This window comes from Algicella marina, assembly GCF_009931615.1.
GTDB lineage: Bacteria > Pseudomonadota > Alphaproteobacteria > Rhodobacterales > Rhodobacteraceae > Algicella > Algicella marina.
Genome location: NZ_CP046620.1, coordinates 3336611 through 3354089 on the forward strand (window position 1 = coordinate 3336611; position 17479 = coordinate 3354089).

Annotated in this window: 17 protein-coding genes; 14 read left to right on the plus strand and 3 right to left on the minus strand. The window is 59.8% G+C overall.

From position 1 onward, the window contains the following. The first annotated feature begins 107 nt into the window (after positions 1-107). The 11 genes from mutM (at position 108) to GO499_RS16410 (ending at position 11806) form a co-directional block, all read left to right on the plus strand. Entirely contained in the window at positions 108-959 is an 852-nt protein-coding gene (gene mutM, locus GO499_RS16360; RefSeq protein WP_161863181.1) for a bifunctional DNA-formamidopyrimidine glycosylase/DNA-(apurinic or apyrimidinic site) lyase, read from the plus strand. A gap of 141 nt (positions 960-1100) precedes the next feature. Beyond that, positions 1101-1877, plus strand: coding sequence for an enoyl-CoA hydratase (locus GO499_RS16365; protein WP_161863182.1), 777 nt, complete (start codon positions 1101-1103; stop codon positions 1875-1877). Between the two features lie 107 nt (positions 1878-1984). Next, positions 1985-2257: a 30S ribosomal protein S20 gene (gene rpsT, locus GO499_RS16370; protein WP_161863183.1), complete on the plus strand. Its 273-nt coding sequence runs from the start codon at positions 1985-1987 to the stop codon at positions 2255-2257. Between the two features lie 354 nt (positions 2258-2611). Continuing rightward, a complete protein-coding gene (locus GO499_RS16375; protein WP_161863184.1) occupies positions 2612-3061 on the plus strand; it encodes a rhodanese-like domain-containing protein in 450 nt (149 codons plus the stop codon). Positions 3062-3161: 100 nt separating this feature from the next. Then, positions 3162-4559, plus strand: coding sequence for a chromosomal replication initiator protein DnaA (dnaA, locus tag GO499_RS16380; protein WP_161863185.1), 1398 nt, complete (start codon positions 3162-3164; stop codon positions 4557-4559). Between the two features lie 134 nt (positions 4560-4693). After that, positions 4694-5809: a DNA polymerase III subunit beta gene (gene dnaN / locus GO499_RS16385; RefSeq protein WP_161863186.1), complete on the plus strand. Its 1116-nt coding sequence runs from the start codon at positions 4694-4696 to the stop codon at positions 5807-5809. Between the two features lie 91 nt (positions 5810-5900). After that, positions 5901-6995 (plus strand): DNA replication/repair protein RecF, encoded by a 1095-nt coding sequence (gene recF, locus GO499_RS16390; RefSeq protein WP_161863187.1) that lies wholly within the window; start codon positions 5901-5903, stop codon positions 6993-6995. A 75-nt stretch (positions 6996-7070) separates the two neighbouring features. Further along, a complete protein-coding gene (locus GO499_RS16395) occupies positions 7071-7505 on the plus strand; it encodes a VOC family protein (RefSeq protein WP_161863188.1) in 435 nt (144 codons plus the stop codon). Next, the gene (locus tag GO499_RS16400; RefSeq protein ID WP_161863189.1) at positions 7502-8122 is read left to right on the plus strand and encodes a LysE family translocator; all 621 of its coding nucleotides are present in this window, start codon (positions 7502-7504) and stop codon (positions 8120-8122) included. Before GO499_RS16395 ends, GO499_RS16400 begins: the two co-directional genes overlap by 4 nt. Positions 8123-8293: 171 nt before the next feature. Further along, positions 8294-10708 (plus strand): DNA topoisomerase (ATP-hydrolyzing) subunit B, encoded by a 2415-nt coding sequence (gene gyrB, locus GO499_RS16405; RefSeq protein WP_161863190.1) that lies wholly within the window; start codon positions 8294-8296, stop codon positions 10706-10708. 120 nt (positions 10709-10828) lie between these two features. Next, positions 10829-11806: a GGDEF domain-containing protein gene (locus GO499_RS16410; RefSeq protein WP_161863191.1), complete on the plus strand. Its 978-nt coding sequence runs from the start codon at positions 10829-10831 to the stop codon at positions 11804-11806. Between the two features lie 51 nt (positions 11807-11857). Here GO499_RS16410 and GO499_RS16415 read toward each other — a convergent pair whose 3' ends face one another. Continuing rightward, positions 11858-12148, minus strand: a complete 291-nt coding sequence (locus tag GO499_RS16415) for an HU family DNA-binding protein (RefSeq protein WP_161863192.1) — start codon at positions 12146-12148, stop codon at positions 11858-11860. Between the two features lie 136 nt (positions 12149-12284). Then, positions 12285-13772 carry an AMP nucleosidase gene (locus GO499_RS16420; protein ID WP_431309875.1) on the minus strand — a complete coding sequence of 496 codons (1488 nt, stop codon included), beginning with the start codon at positions 13770-13772 and terminating at the stop codon, positions 12285-12287. Between the two features lie 535 nt (positions 13773-14307). On the opposite strand from GO499_RS16420, the gene GO499_RS16425 reads away from it, so the two are divergent. Then, entirely contained in the window at positions 14308-14913 is a 606-nt protein-coding gene (locus GO499_RS16425; protein ID WP_161863194.1) for a Crp/Fnr family transcriptional regulator, read from the plus strand. Here the strand turns inward: GO499_RS16425 and GO499_RS16430 are convergent, their stop codons facing one another. After that, positions 14914-15750 carry a carbon-nitrogen hydrolase family protein gene (locus GO499_RS16430; RefSeq protein WP_284154787.1) on the minus strand — a complete coding sequence of 279 codons (837 nt, stop codon included), beginning with the start codon at positions 15748-15750 and terminating at the stop codon, positions 14914-14916. Between the two features lie 69 nt (positions 15751-15819). Here GO499_RS16430 and GO499_RS16435 point away from each other — a divergent pair, with 69 nt between their 5' ends. Further along, positions 15820-15978, plus strand: a complete 159-nt coding sequence (locus GO499_RS16435; protein ID WP_161863196.1) for a hypothetical protein — start codon at positions 15820-15822, stop codon at positions 15976-15978. Then, positions 15971-17467, plus strand: a complete 1497-nt coding sequence (locus GO499_RS16440) for an ankyrin repeat domain-containing protein (RefSeq protein WP_161863197.1) — start codon at positions 15971-15973, stop codon at positions 17465-17467. Before GO499_RS16435 ends, GO499_RS16440 begins: the two co-directional genes overlap by 8 nt. The last annotated feature ends 12 nt before the right edge of the window (positions 17468-17479 follow it).

Genomic DNA, 17479 nt, shown 5'->3' on the forward strand with positions numbered 1-17479 from the left:
GCACCGGAAAGGGCAGTCGCCCCGCTAGCGAATTCTGCCTGCGTTGTTCCTGCACAAGGTTTCGGTTCACCGAAGCCGGGGGCGAATTGGTTGAATTGAGATTTTAGATGCCCGAGTTACCAGAGGTCGAAACGGTCAGGCGCGGTTTGAAACCCGCCATGGAAGGCCAATCCATAGCCCGAACGGAAGTGCGTCGCCCGGATCTGCGCTGGCGCTTTCCCGACCGTATGGCGGAACGTTTGTCGGGCGTTCGCGTTAACAACCTGCGGCGCCGTTCCAAGGTGCTGATACTTGATCTCGATAGTCGTGAGTCACTTCTCGTGCATCTCGGCATGTCGGGCCGGATGCTGATTGAGGGCGAGATGCCGGGGGGCTTTCATCTCCCTCAGTCGGCTCCGGGCAAGCATGACCATGTCATCTTCAATATGGAATCTGGTACCCGTATCACCTTCAACGATCCGCGACGGTTCGGTGCCATGGATCTCTGGCCCACCTTCGCCCTCGACAAGCACCGCTTTTTTCGGAAACTTGGGCCGGAACCGTTGAGCAACAATTTCAATGGTCCGTATTTGGTGGAGCGCTTGCAGGGAAAGAAGGCACCGATCAAGGCGGCTCTGCTTGATCAGCGCATCGTCTGCGGCCTCGGCAATATATATGTATGCGAGGCGTTGTGGCGCTCCGGTATCGCACCGACACTACCCGCCGGCGACGTTACCGAAGATCGTTTGGAGGCACTGATCGGCCATATCCGCACAACACTGGAAGAGGCCATCGAGGCGGGAGGTTCCTCGCTGAAGGATTACCGAAAGGCGGATGGCGAACTTGGATACTTCCAGCATAGTTTCGCCGTTTACGGCAGGGAAGGCGAGCCCTGCCAGCGAAAAGGATGCGCGGGTTCCATCGACCGCATCGCGCAATCCGGCCGCTCGACATTCTGTTGCCTGACCTGCCAAACCTGATACCGGGCGGGGCGGACGAACAATATTTTCGCAGCACTCCGGCACCACAGGCGGCCCATGTTTCATCGCTCGCGCAGAGGCTTGCGCCGCTTGGCATCCGTGATAAGCATGGGCACTCAGGCGTATCGCAAGGGGTGACCCATGGCTTTTGAAACGATCCTCACGGAAATCGACGACCATATCGGCACCATCAGGCTCAACCGACCGGATGCGCTGAATGCGCTCAACGCGCAGCTTCTGCAGGAGCTTGGCAAGGCTCTGGCGTCGATGGATGACAACGACAAGGTGCGTGTGATCATCCTCACCGGATCCGAGAAGGCCTTCGCCGCAGGTGCTGACATCAAGGAGATGAGCGACAAGTCGTTTGTGGAGATGTTCGGCTCCGATTACTTCGGCCCGGAGGTCGAGGCGATGCTGAAGGTTCGCAAGCCCATTATTGCCGCTGTCGCCGGTTACGCACTCGGCGGCGGCTGTGAGCTGGCAATGATGTGCGACTTCATCATCGCAGCGGACAATGCCAAGTTCGGCCAGCCGGAAATCAATCTCGGCGTTATCGCCGGTATTGGCGGCACCCAGCGCCTGACCCGGTTCGTCGGCAAGTCCAAAAGTATGGAAATGCACCTGACAGGCCGGATGATGGATGCCGACGAGGCGGAACGCTCCGGCCTTGTCACGCGGGTCGTGCCCGCGAAGGATCTGATGGCCGATGCACAGAAGACTGCCGCCAAGATCGCAGAGAAATCGCCGCTTTCGGTGCTTGCTGCCAAGGAAGCGGTCAATCGTGCCTATGAGACGACGCTGCGTGAGGGCCTGTTGTTTGAGCGACGCCTCTTTCATGCGATGTTCGCCACGGAGGACCAGACGGAGGGAATGCAGGCCTTCGCCGAAAAGCGCACCCCGCAATTTCGCGGTAACTAGACCCGCCGAACCCTGCAAATTATTGGTTCATGGGCGTTGACTCGTACTTGCTCTCGGTTTAGAGACGCGCTTCATCTTATCAACAGTTAAGAACCGGAATGTAGAACATGGCAAATACGCCTGGATCCAGAAAGCGCGTACGCAAGGCCATTCGCCGTACCGAGATCAACAAGTCCCGCCGCACCCGCGTGCGCGGATTCCTGCGCACTGTCGAAGAGGCGATCGCCTCCGGTGATGCGGACAAGGCCAGCGCAGCCCTGAAGGCAGCGCAGCCCGAGTTGATGCGCAGCGTCACGAAGGGTATCCTTCACAAGAACACGGCGTCGCGGAAAATGTCCCGCCTGTCCGCACGCGTGAAGGCGCTCGGCGCAACCGCCTGACCCAAGGTCATTACCTGTTACGTTTTCGCGCGCCCTAAGGGGCGCGTTATTTTTTGGTAACAGAAATGTAATGTTCTCTTTTCGGTCCCGTTGCCCGAATCTCCGAACAACTTTAGAAAACTCGGACCTGCCCCGACGGCGGACGGGTTCAAGCATGAGAAATTCCGAACAAGTAAAACTGTCTCGAAAGGGATGGTTTATTTGCATTTATATTATGGAATTACTTGTGTGATGCGAATCTCAAACCGGGTGATCTAACTTTCCGTCAAGTCTTTCTTGTCGTTGAAAGCGCGGTGCTTCGCGACATAGAGTAACTGCAGCAAGTGATATTGGGCAACGAGAGGTGGATCGAAGATGACGACGGAAGCGCCCGCAAACGTTACAGAAATGTCGCCGGAAACGGCATATGCGGCGCTGACGGACGATTCGAACGCGATTCTCGTGGATGTTCGTACCCGTCCCGAATGGACTTTCGTGGGCGTGCCTGATCTTTCCTCAATTTCCCGGCAGGCTCATCTGGTGGAGTGGCGTGCGTTCCCCGACATGATGGTCAATGAGGCTTTTACGGAGCAGGTCGTCGCCGCTGCCGGCGGTACCTTGCCCGAACAGATATTCTTTATCTGCCGTTCCGGCGCCCGCTCGATGGAAGCGGCCCGCGCCGTTGCCGGTTTCGCCGCCGCGCAGGGTCTGCACTCCATGTGCGTGAACGTGGCCGAGGGATTCGAGGGTGATCTCAACCACGATCGGCACCGCGGAGGTTTGAACGGCTGGAAGGCCCGCGGCCTTCCTTGGCTGCAAAGCTGACGAGCCGATATGCATAGGGGAGTTGCCGTCTGCCCCGGTGAGTGACGGCGTTTTCGATGCCCGCGCAAAGCGGAAAACAGAAACAACAATCGGGGTAGTCATGTCTGCAGACCTTTGGCCGCGTGTTTGCGAGGAATTGCGTATTGTGATCGGTCAGGATGCCTTCTCGCACTGGATCGACCCTCTGCAGTTTCGTGGTTGCGAGGACGGGGTGGCACGTCTGGCGGCCCCGACGCCTTTCATCGGCAACTGGGTTTCGCAGCATTATGGTGAGCGTATACAGAAGCTCATCTGCAAGTCCGGCACGCCTGTCGTGCGTCTCGATTTCACGGTCTTGGACCAGCGCATGGCAAGGGCCCCGGCGGTCCCGGCAAATTCGGAGAAACCGGCCCGTTACGCAGGTGCAGCGGCCCAAGCGCCGGTGGCCACATCCATCGTCCGTCCGGCAGATACAGAATTGCCGGGCTCGCCGCTCGATCCGAAGTACAAGTTCGACAATTTCGTTGTCGGCAAACCAAATGAGTTGGCCCACGCTGCAGCCCGCCGTGTCTCGGAACCCGGCCCCGTTACCTTCAACCCGCTGTTCCTCTATGGCGGTGTCGGCCTCGGGAAGACCCACCTCATGCATGCCATCGCCTGGCAAATACAGGAGACCCAGCCGGAGGCCCGCGTGCTCTACCTTTCGGCAGAACAGTTCATGTACCGTTTTGTCCAGGCCCTGCGCTTCAAGGACATGCACGGCTTCAAGCAACTGTTTCGCTCCGTCGATGTGCTCATGGTCGATGACGTGCAGTTCATCGGAGGGAAGGATTCCACGCAGGAAGAATTCTTTCACACGTTCAACGCGCTGGTCGACCAGGGCCGTCAGATCGTCATCACTTCGGACCGGCCTCCAAACGAAATCCAGGGAATCGAGGATCGCATCATTTCCCGTCTGCAGAGTGGCCTCGTTGTCGATGTTCATCCGACGGACTACGAACTCCGCCTCGGCATCCTTCAGTCCAAGGCCGAGGCACAGGCCCGCCTGCATCCGGGAATTGAGGTCGATCACGGCATCTTTGAGTACCTCGCCATGCGGATAAGTTCCAATGTCCGCGTGCTTGAGGGGGCACTGACACGCCTCTTCGCCTTCGCCTCGCTTGTCGGCCGCCGGATCGACATGGAGATGGCGCAGGAATGCCTTTCCGATATTCTTCGCGCTTCCGAGCGCAAGGTCACGATCGATGAAATCATCCGCAAAGTGGCGGAACACTACAATGTCCGCATGGCGGACCTGCTCGGCCCGCGCCGCGCGCGTTCCGTCTCCCGCCCACGGCAGGTTGCGATGTTCCTGTCGAAGAATCTCACCACCAAGTCCCTGCCCGAAATCGGTCGCCGGTTCGGCGGCCGTGACCATACCACCGTCATCCACGCGGTGAAGAAGGTCGAGGAACTGCGCACCATCGATGCCCAGATCAGCGACGATGTCGAACTGTTGCGCAGGATGCTGGAAGCCTGATCCGAAACCGGGTCCGCATTGCAACATTTTGTGGCCGGGCATTGGTTTTCCCCTAGATTTTTCATTGAATCTCGCCCCCGTTTCGCTAACGTCAGGGTCCGTTTGCACGCGAGAAAAAGAGGACCCGGGGGCCCATGAAAATAAGCATAGAGCGTTCAGCCCTTCTGAAAGCCATGAGCCGCGCCCAATCCGTCGTCGAGCGGCGCAATACCATCCCCATTCTCGCCAACGTGCTGATAGAGGCCGAGGGTTCGGCGATCTCTTTCCGGGCCACCGATCTGGATATCGAGATTGTCGACAAATCCGATGCCATGGTCCTGCAGGCCGGGGCCACTACGGTTGGCGCCCACACGCTGCATGACATCGTCCGCAAGCTTCCGGATGGCGCAATGGTTGAACTTTCTGATGACGGCACGTCAGGCCGGCTGGAAATCCGCGCCGGGCGGTCGAACTTCTCGCTGGCCACATTGCCCAAGGAAGATTTCCCGGTGATGGCCAGTTCCGAGTACGACTGCAATTTTGCTATCGATGCAACGGTCCTCAACCGGCTGTTCGACAAGTCGAAATTCGCGATCTCCACCGAGGAGACTCGCTATTATCTGAACGGTGTCTACATGCACGCAGCCGACGGTGCCGATGGTCCGGCCTTGCGCTGCGTGGCCACCGACGGCCACCGGCTCGCCCGGATCGACGCGGCGTTGCCGCAGGGCGCGGACAACCTTCCCGGTGTCATCGTCCCGCGCAAGACGGTGCTGGAACTGGGCAAGCTATTGGCGGATGACACCCAGATCGCCGTTTCCGTGTCTGAAACCAAGATCCGCTTCGCCACCCCCGAGGTGACCCTCACCTCAAAGGTGATCGACGGCTCCTTCCCCGATTATTCCCGTGTCATCCCGCAGGGCAATACCAAACGGCTGGAAGTGGACGCGGCCGAGTTCGCAAAGGCGGTAGATCGCGTTTCCACCGTCTCCTCCGAGCGCTCGCGGGCAGTGAAACTGGTTCTGGACGAGGATCGCCTCGTCCTTTCTGTCAATGCGCCGGACAGTGGCGCGGCTGAGGAAGAACTGGCCGTCGCCTACGCGGATGAACCGCTGGAGATCGGCTTCAACGCCAAGTACCTTCAGGAGATCGCCGATCAGGTAGATCGGGAAAACGCGGTCTTTCTGTTCAATTCCGCCGGTGATCCGACGCTGATGCGCGAGGGCAACGACGAAAGCGCTGTCTATGTCGTCATGCCGATGCGGGTCTGAGGGCACCGTTCCCCCTTCTCGTTCGCTGCAAACATCCCCGCCGGAAGCTTTGGCGGTGGCCACTGCCATCGTTGTCTGATCGCTGACGCGCATGGCCCATCTCACGCATCTCACCCTCTCGCACTTTCGTAGCTACAAGCAGGCGACTTTTGCGGTGGGGGCCCGGCCCATCGCGCTCTTCGGGCCCAATGGCGCCGGAAAGACCAATGTGTTGGAGGCGATTTCGCTGCTGTCTCCCGGTCGCGGCCTGCGCCGCGCCGCTCCGGAGGAAATCGCGCGCGCGCCAGAGGCGGTAGGTTGGAAGATAAAGGCCGAACTCGATGGCATGGGCCACACCCACGAAATCGAGAGCCGGATGGAACCAGGCCAGTCCCGGTTGACACGGATCGACGGCAAGGCCGCACCGCAGACGGCGCTCGGCCGGCTGATGCGCATTCTCTGGCTGGTTCCGTCCATGGACAGGCTGTGGCTCGACGGCGCATCGGAACGGCGGCGTTTTCTTGATCGCATGACCATGAGTTTTGAGCCGGGTCATGCCGACGCGACCTTGGCTTACGAAAAGGCGATGCGCGAGCGTAATCGACTGCTGAAGGATCAGGTCCGCGACGCCGCGTGGTTCGCCGGGCTGGAAGCGCAGATGGCCGAACACGGCGCCGCGATCCATGCCAACCGGGCAATGACACTGGATCGCATTGCCTCCGCTCAGGCCGGGGCGGCAACGGCGTTTCCCCAGGCCGATCTGGCGTTGGACGAAGTTTCGACAGCGCAGGACAAGGCAACGCTCGTCACGGCGCTAGCCGAAAACCGCCCGCGTGATCTCGCCGCTGGCCGCACTCTCATCGGCCCGCACCGCAGCGAGTTGCAGGCGATATTCGCCGCCAAGGCCACACCCGCCCGTCTGTGTTCCACCGGTGAGCAAAAGGCGCTGCTGGTGTCGCTGATCCTTGCCAATGCCCGCGCCCTGGCCGAGGATCTGGGCGCTCCGCCGATCCTGCTGCTGGACGAGGTGGCGGCACATCTCGATGCCGGACGTCGTGCCGCGCTCTACGACGAAATCTGCGCCCTTCGTGCCCAGGCATGGCTGACAGGCACCGGCGCGGAACTTTTTGCCGAACTGGGCGACAGGGCAGATCACTTTGAGGTCGCCGAAAGTAACGTAGGCTCGCGGGTAAAGCAGGTCGGCTGATCGGCGGGCCCGTCGGGCAAATAGCATTGGACATCCCGACGGTTTTCACGCTTCCTGCACTGCAAGGAGAGTACCGTGATACCCCAACGCATTACCCTTATCACTCTTGGTGTGGCCGACCTCGCCGTCGCCCGTGCCTTCTATGCAAGGCTTGGCTGGCAGGAACATCCCTCCAGCCAGGAAAGCGTTGCCTTCTACCAGATGCACGGCGCCGTTTTCGGTCTGTTCGGAAGGGAGGATCTGGCCGCCGATCAGGGTCGCCCCGGCGCGGATCTTGGCACCGGTGCGGCGACCCTTGCCCAGAATTTTGCAACCGAGGCGGAGGTGAATGCCGCCTACGCGGCGGCACTGTCCGCCGGCGCTACGGCGCTCAAGTCGCCAGAGAAAGTCTTCTGGGGCGGTTACTCTGGCTACTGGGCTGATCCCGACGGACATGTCTGGGAAGTTGCGATGAACCCGTTCTGGCTTTTAGCTGACGACGGCTCGCTGACATTGCCGGAGACGCCGTGACGCTTGGCCTTTCGGAACTTGCGCTCTACACCTTCGCGCTGTTCATCCTGTTTCTTACCCCAGGCCCCGTCTGGGTGGCGCTGATCGCACGCGCACTTTCAGGCGGTTTTCATGCCGCCTGGCCGCTGGCACTGGGCGTCGTGATCGGCGATGTGCTTTGGCCGTTGCTGGCGATCTTCGGTGTCAGCCTGATCGTCAGCGTTTACGCCGATTTCCTGACGGTACTGCGCTATGCGGGTGCGTTGATCTTCTTGGTGATGGGCTTCAGTCTGATCCGCCACGCGGACAAGGTCATTGGCAAGGACAGCCGCCTCACCCGGCCCGGAATGATGGCGGGGTTTCTCGCCGGATTGTTGGTGATCCTCGGCAATCCCAAGGCGATCCTGTTTTACATGGGTGTCCTGCCGGGCTTCTTCGACATTACCTCTGTTACCGCATGGGACATCGCTGCGATCTGCGCGATTTCGGCGCTGGTGCCCTTTGTCGGCAACCTCTGTCTTGCGGCGATGCTGGGCCGCGTTCGGGCGCTGCTCTCCTCGCCGAAGGCACTGCGAAATATGAACCTTTCGGCCGGAATTCTGCTGATCGGCGTGGGCCTTTTCATCGCGGTGGCATGAGCGTTTTCCACAGCTTTGCCCACAGCCTTGAAAACTTTATTCATCGCATCTGAAAATCAAACGTAACATATTGAAAACGTGCAAAACTTATCGGGTCAATCAGGACGGCTGGAGCGTGACATTCGTGTCACAAACACCTAAAATGATGTCCAAAATAAAGGATTGTCCCGAATGTCCGAAAATGAGCAGCCCAAGGAAGAATACGGTGCCGATTCCATCAAGGTTCTGAAGGGCCTTGAAGCCGTGCGCAAACGGCCCGGCATGTACATTGGCGACACGGATGACGGCTCCGGCCTGCACCACATGGTCTACGAGGTCGTGGACAACGGCATCGACGAGGCTCTGGCTGGCCATGCCGACACCGTCAGCGTGACAATTCATGCCGATGAAAGCGTCTCCGTTTCCGACAACGGGCGCGGCATTCCCGTGGACATTCATGAGGAAGAGGGTGTCAGCGCCGCCGAGGTCATCATGACCCAGCTTCACGCAGGTGGGAAATTCGACAGCAATTCCTACAAGGTGTCGGGTGGCCTGCACGGCGTCGGCGTGTCTGTCGTCAACGCCCTGTCGGATTGGCTTGAATTGCGCATCTGGCGCAACGGCAAGGAGCATGTGGCGCGGTTCGAGGGTGGTTTCACGACCGAGCACCTGAAAGTCGTGGGTGACGCCAATGGCCGGCGCGGCACGGAAGTACGCTTTCTTGCCTCTACTGATACGTTTTCCAATCGCAACTACATCTTCAAGACGCTGGAACACCGGCTGCGGGAACTGGCATTCCTCAATTCCGGTGTCCGGATCACAATTCGCGATGAGCGGGGTGCGGAGGCACAGGAGACCGAACTGGTCTACGAGGGCGGCGTGAAGGAATTTGTGCGGTACCTCGACCGCTCCAAAACGCCCCTGTTGCCGGAGCCGATCTTCGTTGAAGGCACGCGCGACGACATCGGCGTGGAAGTGGCGATGTGGTGGAACGACAGCTACCACGAGAACGTGCTGCCCTTCACAAACAACATTCCGCAGCGCGACGGCGGCACGCACATGGCCGGCTTCCGCGGCGCTCTGACGCGGACGATCAACAACTATGTCGGCTCGTCTGGCCTGGCGAAGAAGGAAAAGGTCACGCTGTCGGGCGATGATGCGCGCGAGGGGCTGACCTGTGTGCTCTCGGTCAAGGTGCCGGATCCGAAGTTCAGCAGCCAAACCAAGGACAAGCTGGTTTCATCCGAGGTACGCCCCGCCGTCGAGGGACTGATGAACGAGAAACTCGCCGAGTGGTTCGAGGAAAACCCGACCGAGGCCCGCCACATCGTCGGCAAGATCGTCGAGGCCGCGCAGGCCCGGGAAGCCGCGCGCAAGGCGCGGGAGATGACGCGCAAATCCGCCATGTCCGTCGCCAGCCTGCCCGGCAAGCTGGCCGACTGTCAGGAGAAGGACCCCGCGAAATCCGAGATCTTCCTCGTGGAGGGTGACAGTGCCGGCGGCTCCGCCAAGCAGGGACGCTCGCGCCACAACCAGGCTGTGCTGCCCCTGCGCGGCAAGATTCTGAACGTGGAGCGGGCGCGCTTCGACCGGATGCTCGGCAGTCAGGAAATCGGCACGCTGATCACCGCGCTCGGCACTGGCATCGGCCGCGACGAGTTCGACATCGACAAGCTGCGCTATCACAAGATCATCATCATGACTGATGCGGATGTTGACGGCGCCCATATCCGCACTCTGCTGCTGACGTTTTTCTACCGCCAGATGCCCGAACTGATCGATGGCGGCTATCTCTACATCGCACAACCGCCACTCTACAAGGTCGCGCGCGGCAAGTCAGAGGTCTATCTCAAGGATCAGCCGGCGCTGGAGGATTACCTTATCGAGATGGGGCTGGAGAACACCACGCTTCATCTGGGCAACGGCACCGTCGTCGCCGGTGGCGACCTTGCGCGAGTGGTGGCGGAGGCGCGCGAGGCGCGGACCTACCTCAACGCCTTCCCGACGCTCTATCCCCGCCCGATCCTAGAACAGACGGCGATTGCCGGTGCCATGCTTCCCGGCAGGCTGGACAATGATCCGCAGGGCACAGCCGACAACGTCGCCGCTCGTCTGGACGCTATCGCCACGGAATACGAACGTGGATGGCAGGGGCGCCCGACGCAGGATGCCGGTCTGCGCCTGTTCCGCACACTGCGTGGGGTCGAGGAAGTACGCACCCTGCCCGGCCCCGTATTGCGCGGTGGCGAGGCGCGACGCCTTGGAGCCATGACTGACAGTCTGCAGGAAATCTATGGGCAATTGCCCAATCTCGTGCGGCGCGAAAAGATCATCCCGATCTCAGGCCCGTTAACCCTGCTCGCTGCCATAATGACGGAGGGAGAGAAGGGCCTTTCGCTCCAGCGCTACAAGGGGCTGGGAGAGATGAACCCCGGTCAGCTCTGGGAAACCACGCTGGACCCGGAGGCCCGCACGCTGTTGCAGGTGCGTGTCGACCAGGTTGATGACGCTAACGAGGTCTTCACCAAGCTGATGGGTGACGTGGTGGAACCGCGACGCGCCTTCATTCAGGAAAACGCCCTCAGTGTCGAAAATCTCGACATCTGATAGCCGGTCTGCCGCCATCGTCACGGATGACGGCAGACCCTTCGCATTGATGAACGTCACAGTTATCCGCAACCATCCCTGTTAACGCTCTGTTTAGGGAAGTTGATTAAGACCCGGATCATGGGGACGTTGAAAGCGACGGCGATGGGCGCGGACAATAATGGCATGTCGAACAGCGGTCCGCCGCCAGGCGTCGACAGCGATTTCAGCATCTTCGATACGATTCCGAACCCGATTTTCGTGAAGGACGAAAGCCTTCGTTACCTGTTCGTCAATGAATCGTTTGAGAGTTTCTATGGAATCTCTCGCTCAGCCATCATTGGCCGCAGTGACGCTTCGGTGTTCCATGATCGCGATATTCAGCGTTTGGAACGCGAAGACGAGGACGTGATCGCCGCCGGCGGTACGCTAGAAAGCCGGGAAACGGTCAGGTCCGATCATGGTTTTGCGCGCGAAGTTGTCATCCGCAAGAGCAGGCACCGCAACGCCAGCGGCAACTTCATCCTCGTCGGCATCCTGCACGACGTGACGGAGATCGCCCGCGCCAATGAACGGTTGGAAGCGAGCCAGAGTTTCCTGCATCAGCAATCCCGTCAGCTCTATCGCCTCGCGACAACCGATCCCTTGACGGAGTGTTATAACCGGCGTGCATTGTTCGAGGCCGTCGAACAGCGGGAAAAGCTGCACACGCCTCCGGTCTGCCTCCTGATCCTTGATATCGATCACTTCAAGACCATAAACGATAACAGCGGCCATGCCGTCGGCGATGCGGTTCTTGTCCATTTCGCACATTCGGTCCGCAGCATACTGCGGCCGCAGGACATGTTTGTGCGCTTCGGGGGCGATGAGTTCGCGGTGCTGATGCCGGCCACATCCCGCCTTGACGGATTGGCTGTGGCGGAGCGTATCCGCCGCCATCTGGCTGAAAAACCGCTTCAGGATGGCGATGCCGTCGTTCCATTGACGGTCAGCATCGGCGTGGCAGGCAGTGAGGATACCGATTCCGGCGTCGATCTGCCTGCCCTTTTGCGCAATGCGGATGAAGCACTGTATCGAGCCAAGAATGATGGCCGGAACCTCGTGCGCCAGGCGCAATAAAAAACGGGCTACTGAAACCCAGCAGCCCGTCAAACTGTAATGACAAAAAAATCAGGCGTTGATGACGTCTTTCAGAGCCTTGGCAATCGTTACCTTGGCAACGCGGTCGGCGTCCTTGTGAACCTGCTCGCCCGTGGCGGGGTTCCGAACCATGCGCGCCGGGCGCTCACGGCAGGCGAATTTGCCAAGTCCGGGCAGCGTCACTGCGCCACCGGCTGCTACTTCGTCAGTCACGATCTCGGTGAGAGCGGCGAGCATCGAATTTGCTGTCGTCTTGTCGCTATCGGTCTTTTCCGCCAGCGCGGCAACGAGCTGAGTTTTTGTCATTGGTTTCTGGGCCATCTAAGAGCTCCCTGGTTGCTTTTGTTTTCCGCCTATCGTCCTCGATTGGTGGAGCGACTTAATCCAATCCGATTCCAAAAAACAATGGAGAAATCCTTGTTTTGTTGGTTTTCTCACGTGAGGTGCACATATGCCGCTAGAGGAATGCGGTTTCCTCGAAGGAGCGCAACTTACGAGAATGCAGCCGCTCCAGCGGCATCTCACGCAGGGTCTCCATGGTGCGAATTCCGATCAGCAGATGTTGTGCTACCTGCGTTTTGTAAAATTGCGTGGCCATGCCCGGCAACTTCAATTCCCCGTGCAACGGCTTGTCGGAAACACACAGTAGCGTGCCGTAAGGCACACGGAAGCGAAAGCCGTTCGCCGCGATCGTGGCACTCTCCATGTCCAGCGCGATTGCCCGGCTCTGGCTCAACCGGTGCACCGGGCCGGACTGGTCCCGCAACTCCCAGTTGCGATTGTCGATCGTAGCAACTGTTCCTGTGCGCATGATCTTCTTCAGCTCGTAGCCTTCGAGGTTTGTGACGGCTTCCACCGCTTCCTCCAGCGCCACCTGCACCTCGGCCAGTGCCGGGATCGGTACCCAGACCGGCAGGTCGTCATCCAGCACGTGATCTTCCCGTACGTAGGCATGGGCCAGCACGTAATCGCCGAGCGATTGGCTGTTGCGCAGCCCAGCGCAGTGGCCAAGCATAAGCCAGACATGCGGGCGGAGCACGGCGATGTGGTCGGTGATTGTCTTGGCATTGGATGGACCCACGCCGATGTTGACCATGGTAATGCCGGAGCCGTCGGCCCGTGTCAGGTGATAGGTCGGCATCTGCGGCATCTTCGCGGATGCCATGCCATCTTCGCCATTGCGGGTCTGCACATGGTTGCCCGGCGAGACCAGTGCCACATAGCCGGACTCCGGGTCGCGGATCGCGGTCTCCGCATAGGCCACGAACTCGTCCATGTAGAACTGATAGTTGGTGAAAAGCACGTGGTTCTGAAAATGCTCTGGCAATGTCGCCGTATAATGCGCCAGCCGCGCCAGGGAGTAATCCACCCGTTGCGCACGGAACGGTGCCAGCGGCCGCATGCCCGTGTCATCCGCCGCACCTTGACCGTTGACGATACTGTCGTCGGTGGTGTTCAGGTCCGGCACGTCGAACAGGTCGCGCAATGGGCGGGCCAGATAATCCTCAATGGAGCCTTCGACATGCGTTCCCGGCTCCATTGCAAAATGCAGCGGAATCGGCGTCGGTGAATTGTCGACCACCACCGGAACATTGTGATTTTCGAGCAATAGGCCGATCTGCTGTTTTAGGTAGTTCTCGAACAGATCAGGACGGGTAATCGTGGCCCCGTACCATCCCGGCTCGGCAACATGGCCAAATGAAAGACGGCTGTCGATTTTCGCGTAGCTGGATGTCGTCAGCGTGATCCTGGGATAATAGGCGCGATAACGCCCCCTCGCTTCCCGACCGTGCATGATGTCGCTGAATTGCTGGCGCAGGAACTCCACCGCCGTCTGGTATCGCTCCATAAGGTCACGAACCGCTGCATCAGCAGAAATGTGTTCGCGAGGTCCGTCTTCTTCCGGTGAAATCAACGGCAGTTCCGGCAGGCTGCTCGGCTTCAATGCACTCTCCTGTGGCAATCGGATGTGAGGAAACTGGCACGCGAAGCGCAATGGCATCAAGCGAATTAGCAGGAAGGGTACGGTTGTGCCAAGTAGACCACCGTCATGCTCTGGTATCCCCCCCGAAAGCACAACGGTGGTCCTGGAACGCTGAAACGCACGAAAAGGGCGACTCAGACTTCCAAAGGTGGCCGCGTCCACGCACTTGGCAGGCGGAGACTAACACAACTCTCGGCACGAGATGTCGCCTAGGTTACACTCTCGATCAGAGATCTTATGATTCCGGCAAATTAACCATGGTCGGACAGCCGACGGATGCAACGGTGAATAATTCTTAATTGCGCCGCCATTCTGCCCGAATCTTTCGCATACTTAACCTGTTTTTGGGCCACAAATGCCCATAAATTCGGCCAGTTTATGTATCGACTGTTTAATAGGTAGGGCTGAGAGGTTGGCACTTGTAATGAACAACAGCGAACGCTTCCGACATCTTGTGAAATCAAGGGTTTTCTCTGACCTGTCGAAGCCATTCGCAATGCAGTTTCTGGATGAATGTCACGTCCAGATATATCATCAACGCACACGTATTCTCACAGAAGGATTGAAGCCGGAATCTGTCTACATGGTCGCCCACGGCACCATCGACATCTTCAACGAAAGCCCGCTTGGTCATCGCGTCCTGCTGCACAGGGCTGGACAGGGGGAAATTGTCGGCGACATCGAGATGCTGGCCGAGGAACCCTGCGTCGCAACCTGCGAAACCAGTGAGACGGCGACCCTGCTGATCTGTTCACGCAAACAGTTTCTGACGGCGATTGCGGCTGACAAGCAGTTCCTGCGCAATCTCATGAAGATCATCTCGTTGCGCCTTGATCGGTCCAACCAGTTCAAGGTGGTCGACCGGTGCTATCCAATAGAACAGCGGCTTTGCTCCTATCTTCAGTACCTCAGCTTGCGCACTCCCGTGATCACCGAGAACCAGCACTTCCTTGCGGAACTCATCGGTTGTTCCCGCCAGACCATCAACAGGGAACTGCGGGCACTGCGCGACCTGGGGGTTATCAGCACCCAGAACAGCCGGATTGAAGTATTGGACCCGGAGCGACTGGCCGATCTAGCCCAATCCCGGCTGCCGGACTGATCATCGCACGCGGGCCATATTGTAAGGCCGACCATTGGCCAGCGATGGGATGTTCCTCCTTGCCTCGGCCACTTTGCCGATCGGCAGGTCGACGATTTTGAGTGATGGTCCGTTATGGCCCATGTCGGCCAGCACCTCCCCCCACGGATTGACGATCATGCTGTGCCCCCATGTTTCCCGGCCATCCTCGTGCTTTCCACCCTGTGCGGCGGCAACAACATATGCGCCCGTCTCGATCGCCCGCGCCCGCAGCAACACCTCCCAATGCGCGCGCCCCGTTGGCACGGTGAAGGCCGACGGCACGAACAACAGTGTCGCCCCGGCTTGCGCATAGTCCCTGTACAATTGCGGAAAGCGCAGATCGTAGCAGATGCTCAGCCCCCACGGTCCCCAGGGCGTTTCCGCGAGCACCGCCGCGTCGCCCGGCGCGAAACGGCTGCTCTCCCGTATCGGCTTGCCGCCGGGTATGTCGGCATCGAATAGGTGGATCTTGGAGTATCGACCCAGAAGCCGCCCCGTCGGGTCGATCAGTGCCGACTGGTTCAGGAACCGCCCGTCGCCGGCCAACACCGGTGTCGATCCGTTGTGAATCCACAGCCTGTGGTCCGCAGCGATCTTCTGGCAGCCTTCGATGAACGGGTCGTCCTCCGGCAACGTGATTACTTCCCGCGCCGTCTTCGCATCCCGGTTCATCAACCCCGCCACTTCCGGCAGCGCCAGAACCTCTGCACCAGCCGACCTCGCCTCTTCGGCAAATCCGGCCACAGTGGCAATGTTTTCGGCGTGCGAAGTGCTGGAACACATCTGGGCCATTGCAATACGAAGCGTGTCTTTCATGACCAGCCCTTTCATCAGCGCTGAAGCAAATCAGAGCATCCGGCAAACGTCAAAGCCGCAGGATTGAAAATGGACGCCACCGGCGCTACCATTCCCTCGCCGACAGGGCGGCATCTCGGTTTGCAGAAAGCGCAAGCACCCGTATTTGTTAAGAAAACCATCCGGTTTTTCTCCATCACCCGGGCAGCGAACCGTCGGGTATTTTCGGAGGAAGACCAAGATGTCTGATCTTGAAACCTATCGTCGCGCCGCGAAAGTCCTGAAGAAAGCCTTTCATGCGGGAGACGCGCAGGCCTTGGCAACATTGCGTGCGCATGTTGTCACGGCCGAACCCAAGCATTCCGACTTCCTGCACGCCATAGCCAGAGAGGCTGGTGCCGAAAGTTGGCCTAAACTGAAACATGCGCTCGAACTCGCCGGCCTGACGCGCGAGGAACAGATGCGCCGTCTGATGCACGCCTCGATTTTCGGCCACGGCTGGAGGATCGACCAGTTGCTGGCCCAGGATCCGGGCCTCGCCCGTGGCAGCATGGCTCTCGCCACCGCGCTCTATCGGCGAGCGGATGTCGCGCGGATGCTGGAAAAGGATCCTACTGCGGCGACACGTGTCGAAGGCATCCGCAGCCCGATCCTCACCCTCGCCTTTTCGCGCTATCACGCTGTCGCACCGGCCGCGCGGGATGATATGCTTGCCATTGCAGAAATGCTTCTGGACCGCGGTGCGGATGTGAACGATTCCTACCAGCCGGAACCGAACTCGCCGCACAGGCTCTCGGCGCTCTACGGTGCCATAGGTCATTCCCGCAATCTGCCGCTGGCCCGCTGGCTGTTGGAACATGGCGCAGCGACGGATGATGACGAGAGTCTCTATCACTCGACGGAGATGGGCCATGCCGAGGGCCTGCGCCTGCTGCTCGGTCACGGCGCCCGTGTGTCCGGTACCAATGCCTTGCCGCGCGCCATTGACTTTAAGGATGCAGAGATGGTGCGCCTACTGCTGGAGCATGGCGCGAACCCCGACGAGGCGGTGGAGGATCACCCGTCCGGCGAGCCTATCGACTCCATTCCGGCGCTCCACCATGCCGCGCGGCGCTGGGCCGGGGCTGATGTTGCGGCACTCCTGCTCGATCATGGTGCGGATGCCACCCGCGTCTGGCATGGCCACACCCCCTATGCAACTGCACGTATCTACGGCAACGCCGAAGTTGCGCAGTTTTTGGCGTCGCGCGGCCACGCCACACCGCTTGACCCGCTGGAACAGGCCTTGGCTGCCTGCGCTGAAGGCCGCCCGGCTCCGCGTATCGACGGGTCGGCGCTCAGCTGTGCAGACAGAGAGATCATGGCGCAGGTGGTCCTCGAAAAGGACAGACTCTATCATCTGAGGGCATTGGTCGAAGCCGGCCTCGATATCAACGCGCCCGACTACATGGGGATGACACCGCTGCACTTCGCGGTTTGGGGCGGCCTGCCCGAACAGACGGCCTTCCTACTGACCCGAAATCCGGATCTCGACCATGTGAACAAGTACGGCGGCGACACGTTCGGAACCCTGATTCACGGAGCCGACAACCGGACGGACACGGCGGAGCGCGATCATATCGCCTGCGCCGACCTGCTGTTCGCCGCCGGCCTGCGCCCGACCCCGGTACAGTTGCGCGGCACGGGGTATGAGCCTCTGGCCCGGCATCTGGAAGACCGGATCGCAGAACTATCCTGAGGCAGACGGCCC